This window comes from Flavobacterium aquicola (assembly GCF_003385115.1).
Lineage (GTDB): Bacteria > Bacteroidota > Bacteroidia > Flavobacteriales > Flavobacteriaceae > Flavobacterium > Flavobacterium aquicola.
Genome location: NZ_QUNI01000032.1, coordinates 1 through 4,664, shown reverse-complemented (window position 1 = coordinate 4,664; position 4,664 = coordinate 1). Strand labels below are relative to the sequence as shown.

Here is a 4,664-nt window from a genome sequence, read left to right as displayed (position 1 = left end):
ATACTTAGACAATAATGATTTGCACCGATGCAGGCAGTACCTCTTTAAAAAAATTACAAATCTTTTTGATATGTAAGAAATAATTTTAAATTTGTCCAAAGCGAATAAAAATAAAAACGCATAAATAAAACCACAAAACATTCGCATAATATGCCAATTAGGAACAAAATGTGTTGGTTTTATGCGTGTATAAGATAGTTAGTGGCAATTTAAAAATACATTGTAAATGAAATATGATTTATTACATACAGAAATCTATCAAACTCCATGTCCTGAATGTAAAGCAATTTCATTTCCAATCACCAATGAAAATTTATCAAATTATTTTCATGGAATCGTAATGAAATGCCCAAAGTGTGATACTAAACTTGATTGGTGGTCGCTCCTTCTGAGACATTTTGATTGGGATTTTCCTTCTTATACTTATGCAATAGTTGGAGGTTATACCACAAGTTTGAGAATTTACATGAAGGCTGGGGAAATTTTCATTTTAGATTTAGAAAAAATTGGAATTCCTAAAGAATCCAAAATTTTGCAAACCAGTTATACACCGAATGGTGAAGGATTATTTCCAGTAGAACTACATGGAAACACACCAGTAAGGCATTATATTCCCAATATAATTAATTTATACGGTAGACAATTTGGAGAACCAGAAGAAGAAACTCCTGTCGCTGTACAAATTAATTGGGCTGAAAAATCTGCAGAAAACGAAATTTGGGAAAATATAATTAGCGCAGTAGAAGCTTTTACGGCAAAGAACTATAATGCGTGTGTTATTCCTTCCAATGTTTCCGTTGAATCAACGTTGAATAATTTAATGACAAAATATTTTTCTCCTTTTGCTCCTAAAGACAAAGTGGAAGACTTTTTAAGTAATGGAGCAACTTATAGCTATCAATTAAATATTTTGCTTCCATTAGTCGCTCATAATTCAGATTTTCCAAAAATGCCTGATAACATAAGAGGAAGCCTAAACAGATTAAGAGGTTTAAGGAATTCATTAGCTCATAGAGGTAAAACGGCAAAGCAAATTGACAAAAAAACAATATCGGAATTGATATGTTCTTCTGCATTTGGATTATCCTATCTAAATTTACTTCAAGAAAGAATTGATAAACGCGAGATAAACTGCCACTAACAGCCACTACAACGGATTTGGGTATTGGGCTTAATGGAAAGATGGTCATGTACTTGGAATGATTTGGCAAATCCGAAGAATGGGCTTAATTTAGTCCCTAACCCGCTGTAGTGCCAGAACGTTAGCAGACATTAACAGAAAATATCGTGAAAAAAAGAAAATACTATTATTATCTACCAAAAGAATATTGGAAAAAGCACGATTATTGCGAGTTCTTAATAACTCAAATTGAAGATTTAATACTAAATAAAGTATTTGAAGATTTACATACACAAACTATAAAATTTCCTGATGAATATAGTGAATTAATAAAAAGTATTGATGAAGAAAGTAATCATTTATTTGATTTTCTTGAAGAACATAAATTCACAGATGAATTAAATCATATTGTTCGAAATCAATTACTGCAAGGTTTAATTAGAGAAACCTGTTATTCAATTCAAGAAAGTTTATTATGCTCATTAAAAATGAGAATGACTGTTAGTTTTACACTCCTGCGAAAACCTTTCCTTGAAATACTTATTGTTTTAATGAGAATGTTAAATGATAATGATTTCATCGAAAATTTTAATAATACTGAAAACTTTGACCCCATAAAATCGACGCCAGAACAGAAAAAAATATTAATTGAAAAGACAAACATATTTTTCTACGACAAATATAATTGTACTGATGTATTTGAATATATATTTGATAAAAACCAAAGTGATAGCATATTTAACATAACAAATAATGCTATACATCTATTTACAGACAGAAACCCAAATAACAAAACAGAAAAGCAAAATCTTAATTTTATATTTAGTACTTATGAAAACACCGAATCTCAATGGGAATATATCTATGAAACATTACCTATGATTCTAAATTTTCTAACAGACTTAATTGATTTACTTGTATTGAAATGTACATCTATTGAACAAAAGGTTTTTACTAATAGAATAAATAAAAGAGAGAAATTGAGAAAATTAAATAACGTCTGCTAACAGCCACTACAACGGATTTGGGGATTCGGCTTAATGGAAAGATGGTTTTGTATCTGAATGATTTGGCAAATCCGAAGAATAGGCTTAATTTAATCCCAAACCCGCTGTAGTGCCAGAACGTTACAGGATAGTTGAAAAAAGAGCATTTCAATTAAAATCAGGTTTTTTAAAAAACGAATTGTTGCGCAGAAAACCGAAAATACAGAAACTTAAAATTGGTTTTTTAAGTTGGAGTTATAATCTGAAATTCGAAAAAACAGAATTTGATTATTGCAGTTTCTAAATTGAATCTGAAATACAGAACTTGAAAAGCGAACTTGAATATTGGAGTTTCTAAATTAAATCTGAAAAGCAGAAACTTGAATTTTGGAGTTAATAATCGCAAATGCGAAAACTGAAACTTAAGACTTCGGGTTTTCTAATTGAAACGAAACAATCGTTTTGAATGTGAAATTGAAACGAAAAAAGGGAATAAAATTTAGCCAATATTTGGGCAAGAATTAGGTTTTAATCGGCCAAGATAAGGCTTGAAATCGATCAATAATAGGAATATCAGTAGGCAACAACCATCCTGTAACAGCTACTACAACGGATTTGGGCAATTGGCTTAATGGAAAGATGGTTTTGTATTTGGATGATTTGGCAAATCCGAAGAACGGGCTTAATTTAGTCCCAAACCCGCTGTAGTACCAGAACGTTAGTGGCAAGGCTACAGCAGAATAAATAATCAAATACAATTTTCAAAAGAAGAATGGAAATTATTTCAAACCAAGATGAAACACAAAATTATGATGTCGCACTTTCATTTGCTGGAGAAGATAGACCTATAGCAAAAAAAATTGCTGACGAATTAACAAAACAGCATTATAAGGTTTTCTATGATGAATACGAACAAGCTAGTTTATGGGGTAAGGATTTATATGCACATTTAAATGATGTGTATAAAAATCGAGCAAGATATTGTTTGATGATTATTTCCGAGAATTATTCTAAAAAAGTTTGGACATCACACGAAAGAAAAGCCGCTCAAACAAAAGCTTTCCTGAATAATAAAGAATACATCTTACCTTTAAGAATAGATGAAACCGAAATAGACGGATTAAATGAAACTGTTGGATATATTGATTTAAAACAAGTTGGTATAGAAAAAGCTATAGACTTACTGAAACAGAAATTGAACTCATAAAAACTTCTGCTAACACACGCTACAAGCAATTTGGGCATTTGGCTTAATGGAAAAATTGGTTTGTATTTGGAAGATTTGGCAAATCCGAAAGATAACGATGATTTAATCCCAAACTGCTTGTATCGCGAGAACGTTAGGTGCAATTATACAGACAAAATAAATCAATAGATATATGAACGAAACAACCGAATTATTAAATGATTATACAAAGCAAAAACACATTGATATACTTTATTCTAACATTACACGTATAAATTTTAATATCAAACCAATAACTAGCGAAAATTGGATAAACGAAACTAACATACCTTATATTGCTACTTCATATTTATTAGACTCATATAGCTGTTTACATGATAGACCTGACATGGCTTTTACATTTTTATGGAAATCTATAAATAATTGTTATAAAACATTAGGGATAAACAAAATTCTAAACAGTACTGATCCCAATATTCGTTTATCTGATGCCTTAGGCATAGATTACCTTATTGATGAGATTAATAATAAAAAAAATGATGTAGTTTCTGTTAATTATAATATAATTAGTCTGATAAATGAGTATGCTAAAGTTATTCCTTTAAAGCCCTTCAAATTTTTAAGTAATCAAATTTTGAAAGGTTATGTAATGGAAGAAGCCGGAATACCAAATCTTTTAATTGGTAGTACATATTCCTCTTTTAAAAAATCCTATCCCGATATATATCAAAAAATAGTTAATACTTATGGACAATCTTATAAGGCAATATCTAACCCTACAGTTATTGACCAAAAGGTTAATTTAGGTATTACTGATTTAAAGAAAAGCAAATCAATACCAAAAAGTTTAGCAGAAAAACTAAAAGATTTGTTTGAAAATAGAACAACAACAGTTCAAAATTCAGGAGGAGCCAACTCCTACACACTAAGTATTACAGATGATAAGATAATGATTCGTTTATTAATTAAAACATTATTGTATTCTATTAGAAATAATAGTGTCCATGGAAATTTAGTTTCAAGATTAAATAGTGACTATGTAAATAACGAATCGCTAAAAACTGCAATTAATATTTACTTTCTAGGACATATGTTTCTTTCCTTAGCTCTCTATGTAAATAATGAAATTGCAATTGCCGATTTAAAAACAAATGAAGAGAATTTAAACATTTTGAAACAAATAAATAACTGCACCTAACAGCCACTACAACGGATTTGGGCAATTGGCTTAATGGAAAGATGGTTTTGTATTTGGATAATTATAATTTGGCAAATCTGAAGAATGGGCTTAATTTAGTCCCAAACCCGCTGTAGTGCCAGAACGTTACAGGAGATTTTACAGCCAATTCGTGCCGAATTGACGCTTTCATTT

At 30.1% G+C, this 4,664-nt stretch carries 5 protein-coding genes; 4 read left to right on the top strand and 1 reads right to left on the bottom strand.

Going from position 1 to position 4,664, the window contains the following annotated elements:
* Positions 1-226: 226 nt before the first annotated feature.
* Together C8P67_RS21690 and C8P67_RS21685 are read left to right on the top strand one after the other, a co-directional pair.
* The gene (locus tag C8P67_RS21690; protein ID WP_115815287.1) at positions 227-1,141 is read left to right on the top strand and encodes a hypothetical protein; all 915 of its coding nucleotides are present in this window, start codon (positions 227-229) and stop codon (positions 1,139-1,141) included.
* A 146-nt stretch (positions 1,142-1,287) separates the two neighbouring features.
* Complete coding sequence (locus tag C8P67_RS21685; RefSeq protein ID WP_115815286.1) at positions 1,288-2,127, top strand: hypothetical protein; 840 nt, start codon at positions 1,288-1,290, stop codon at positions 2,125-2,127.
* A 500-nt stretch (positions 2,128-2,627) separates the two neighbouring features.
* Here the strand turns inward: C8P67_RS21685 and C8P67_RS21680 are convergent, their stop codons facing one another.
* Complete coding sequence (locus tag C8P67_RS21680; protein ID WP_147298282.1) at positions 2,628-2,858, bottom strand: hypothetical protein; 231 nt, start codon at positions 2,856-2,858, stop codon at positions 2,628-2,630.
* A 20-nt stretch (positions 2,859-2,878) separates the two neighbouring features.
* Between C8P67_RS21680 and C8P67_RS21675 the strand changes: the two genes are divergently transcribed.
* Both C8P67_RS21675 and C8P67_RS21670 read left to right on the top strand, forming a co-directional pair.
* Positions 2,879-3,313, top strand: coding sequence for a toll/interleukin-1 receptor domain-containing protein (locus tag C8P67_RS21675; RefSeq protein ID WP_115815284.1), 435 nt, complete (start codon positions 2,879-2,881; stop codon positions 3,311-3,313).
* Positions 3,314-3,485: 172 nt separating this feature from the next.
* Positions 3,486-4,490, top strand: a complete 1,005-nt coding sequence (locus C8P67_RS21670) for a hypothetical protein (RefSeq protein ID WP_115815283.1) — start codon at positions 3,486-3,488, stop codon at positions 4,488-4,490.
* Positions 4,491-4,664: the final 174 nt, after the last annotated feature.